The organism is Streptomyces sparsus, from assembly GCF_054776295.1.
Genome location: NZ_BAAHCA010000559.1, coordinates 1 through 3287, shown reverse-complemented (window position 1 = coordinate 3287; position 3287 = coordinate 1). Strand labels below are relative to the sequence as shown.

Sequence of the window (3287 nt, the reverse complement as noted above, 5' to 3'; positions counted from 1 at the left end):
TTTCCGCGCGCCGCACAGCTGGCAGGGCTGAGGCGCAGCCGCAGGGCTGAGGCACAGCTGTCAGGGCTGAGACGCCCGCCCCGGCGCCCGTCGCCCCGCGCGGGCGCCGCTCGGACAGTGGACAGGCCCCTCGTACCCGTGAGTCCCACGGGTACGAGGGGCCTGTCCGGGTCCGGAACCCCGGTGCCGGCGGTCGAACCGGTGGACCGCTTCGCCGAAGGAGACGACCGGCCGAGCCCGTCGTCCCGCCCGGCGGTGGGGTGAGGCGGACGCCGCGGGGGTCAACCGGCAGGGGTGTCCATCAGGATCGTGCGTCGCGGGTTGGCAGTGGCGGGCGGCAGTTCCGCCTCGCGGTCGGCCCGTTCCTCCGGCTGCCGGCCGGTCAGCTCGGCGGCATCGGTGAGATGCGCCAGCGTGGTGCGGTCCGGGTTGGCGATGTTGCGCATGATGAAAGTTGTCTTCACGCTGAGTATGCCTCTTGTCTGTTCCGTACGTGATGTAAACGCCGAGAGTAAAACCGCTTTCCCGTCCGGTGGCCGATACAGACAATTGAGGACCTGTGAGTTTCCTCACCAGGTGCCGGGCAAAAGCCGCAAATCGGAGGGTGTGCCCCGCCTCGCAAAATGTGACACAGGACGACAGAACCCCATGTTCCGCTCGTAGTGAAGGCGCGAGGATGGGGTCGCACGCCTGTCCGACACGCGGCCGAAAGTCCGTTATGTGTGCTGTTGTGTTTCACCAACGGTTACTCGGTACCAGCGCAGCGTCATAGATGTCACAGCTCGACACTCGGCCCTTGTTGGAGATCCTGCACTGTGTTGGAATCTCTCGAACCGCCGCAGGTACATCAGCCGGCGCGTATGGGGGCGCACAGCAGCGCCGCGCGGCGGTGTGACGAGATGCGCCGGTCGCTCACGACCGTCGGGGTGGCCCCAGGGGAATTCCCCGACTCAATACCGTCTTCCTGTTCACGCGGGGAGACGCCTGGTCCAGAGGTTGCGACGCTAGTGCAGGGACGTTTCAAGAGGGATGGCAGCGCTGCGGGGGACCCGGAGCTGCGCGGGGCAACCGACCGCGGCTCCTCTCCCCAGCGCACGCAGGAAACCGGTCCGCCGGCGGCAGCACACGACGCCGACAACGGCTCGGGCTCCGTCGCGCACCCGGACGGCGGCGCGGGCGGAACCGCGGGCCCCAAGGAGCCGAGCGGGCCCGGATCGCGGCTGGCGCTGCGCAACTGGCGGATCAGCACCCGCCTGGTGTCGCTGCTCGCGCTGCCCGTGGTGGCGGCGACGACCCTGGGCGCGTTCCGGATCGTCGACGCGACCGGTGAGGTCGAGCAGCTCGAGAACATGAAGCTGCTCACCGAGATGACGCAGCAGGCCACCGAACTGGCCGCCGCGCTCCAGGAGGAGCGCGACCGCTCCGCCGGTCCGCTGACCGCCCACGGCAACGCCAAGGACGACACCGTCGTCGGCCCGCGGGAGAAGACGGACAAGGCCAAGCAGTCCTTCAACGAGGCCACCGGCGACCTCACCGCGGACGGCGACGAGCTGCTCACCGGTGTGCAGGCGACGATCATCGACATCGGCCGCCAGCTCAACACCATCAAGAACATCCGCGAGCGGGCCTACGAGAGCCCGGACGCGATCGCCGAGACCGTCGGCGACTACAACCAGCTGATCGAGTCGCTGTTGTCCCTCTCCCAGGACATGGCCCAGGCGACCAGCAACCCGGAGATGATCCGGAGCACGCGCGCCCTCGCCGCGTTCTCCACCGCCAAGGAGTACGCCTCCATCCAGCGCGCGGTCATCAGCGCCGGTCTGGCCCCCCGGGACGGCGCCGAGCTCTCCGAGAACGACCGGCGCTACGGCAAGACCGCGAACGAGAACGAGCGCGCGGCGATGAACCGCTTCAACGTCATCTACGGGCCGGAGCGGGCCACCGAACTGACGCAGCCCCTCGACGGCGGCATCGTCAACATCACCTCGGCCAACGAGTACGCCTCCCGGGTCTTCAAGAGCCCCGAGGGCATCAAGGCGGAGACCCGTTCGTACATGGACTGGTACGACCAGGACCGTACGAAGATCGACGAGATGGCCAAGATCGAGAAGACCCTGCTGACGCAGATGGAGCAGCAGGCCCGTGAGCTGCGCTCCGAGGCACAGCGCGACGCACTGCTCAACGGTGCCGTCATCCTGCTGGTCCTCGGCATCTCGCTGGTCGGCGCCTTCGTGGTCGCCCGGTCCATGGTCCGCTCGCTGCGCAAGCTCCAGGACACCGCCCAGGACGTCGCCCGGAACCGGCTGCCCGAACTGGTCAAGCAGCTCTCCGAGACCGACCCGCAGGAGGTCGACACCACCGTCGAGTCGGTCGGTGTGCACAGCCGGGACGAGATCGGAAAGGTCGCCGCGGCGTTCGACGACGTCCACCGCGAAGCGGTCCGGCTCGCCGGTGACCAGGCCCTGCTGCGGGGCAACGTCAACGCGATGTTCACCAACCTCTCGCGCCGCAGCCAGGGCCTGATCCAGCGCCAGCTGTCGCTCATCTCCGAACTGGAGTCCCGCGAGGCCGACCCGGACCAGCTGTCGTCGCTGTTCAAGCTCGACCACCTGGCGACCCGCATGCGCCGGAACGGTGAGAACCTCCTCGTCCTCGCCGGTGAGGAACCGGGCCGCCGCTGGACGCGCCCGGTGCCGCTGGTCGACGTGCTCCGCGCCGCCGCCTCCGAGGTGGAGCAGTACGAGCGCATCGAACTCAGCTCCGTGCCGACCACCGAGGTCGCCGGCCGCGTCGTCAACGACCTCGTGCACCTGCTCGCCGAGCTGCTGGAGAACGCCACCTCGTTCTCCTCCCCGCAGACCAAGGTCAAGGTCACCGGCCACGCGCTGCCCGACGGCCGGGTGCTCGTCGAGATCCACGACACCGGCATCGGGCTCTCGCCCGAGGACCTGGCGGCGATCAACGACCGGCTGGCGAACCCGCCGGTGGTGGACGTCTCCGTCTCCCGCCGCATGGGCCTGTTCGTGGTCGGTCGCCTGTCGCTGCGCCACGGCATCCGCATACAGCTCCGCCCCTCGGACTCCGGCGGCACCACCGCACTCGTCATGCTGCCCGTGGACGTCGCCCAGGGCGCCGGCCAGGGGCCGAAGGGCAAGACGGGAGTCCCGCAGCCGCCCGCCTCGGCGACGCTCAGGAGGGAGTCGCCCGGCGGTTCCGGCAGCCCCGGCAGCAAGCTGGGCGCCCTGCCCACCCGCGGCCAGGTACCCGGCAGCGCCCCCCGGCCGGCC

Annotated in this window: 2 protein-coding genes; one reads left to right on the top strand and one right to left on the bottom strand. The window is 69.7% G+C overall.

Features of this window, described 5'->3' with window-relative positions:
- Positions 1 to 281 precede the first annotated feature (281 nt).
- Positions 282 to 464: a hypothetical protein gene (locus ACYVE9_RS20150; protein WP_461029289.1), complete on the bottom strand. Its 183-nt coding sequence runs from the start codon at positions 462 to 464 to the stop codon at positions 282 to 284.
- Between the two features lie 543 nt (positions 465 to 1007).
- On the opposite strand from ACYVE9_RS20150, the gene ACYVE9_RS20145 reads away from it, so the two are divergent.
- On the top strand, positions 1008 to 3287 hold a 2280-nt coding region (locus ACYVE9_RS20145; RefSeq protein ID WP_461029288.1), incomplete at its 3' end, for a sensor histidine kinase.